This window comes from Pseudoalteromonas sp. MMG012 (assembly GCF_018100875.1).
Taxonomy (GTDB): domain Bacteria; phylum Pseudomonadota; class Gammaproteobacteria; order Enterobacterales; family Alteromonadaceae; genus Pseudoalteromonas; species Pseudoalteromonas aurantia.
In genome coordinates, this window is the sequence record NZ_JAGJEF010000248.1 from 1 (window position 1) to 369 (window position 369).

The 369-nt window shown below is 47.2% G+C and carries 1 protein-coding gene; it reads right to left on the reverse strand.

What is annotated here, in order from left to right:
- Positions 1-98 precede the first annotated feature (98 nt).
- Positions 99-369: hypothetical protein (locus J8L97_RS23280; RefSeq protein WP_211053098.1), on the reverse strand; the 271-nt coding region annotated here is incomplete at its 5' end.

The following is a 369-nucleotide window of genomic DNA, read 5'->3' on the forward strand; positions in this document are numbered from 1 at the left end:
ATTGCCGCTATCCCGCAACATTTCATCAAGTGTTTTTTTTATCTCTTCGGGCAACTCGTCAACTTTGCTGGGTTTACTACGCCTGACTTTATCCATATTTAATTGCTCCGAGGTGCGGGGCGTTTAATACCAGGCACAGTGCTTGAGCCCTCAGCAACCTCAACGCCTGCGCTAGTAATGCGTGCAACCCATGTATTTTCACTGAGTATTTCATTTTTAACGTAGCCGTTTTGCTCAAGCCAGTTAAGCAGGGTTTTAAGTTGGTCGAGGCTACAACCAAGGCCAAAGCGTTTCAGCACGTCGCGTAACATGCTGGTGTTTGCGCCGTAGTCTGACGACTCTTTAAGCGCTATTAATATGCTGATCCGC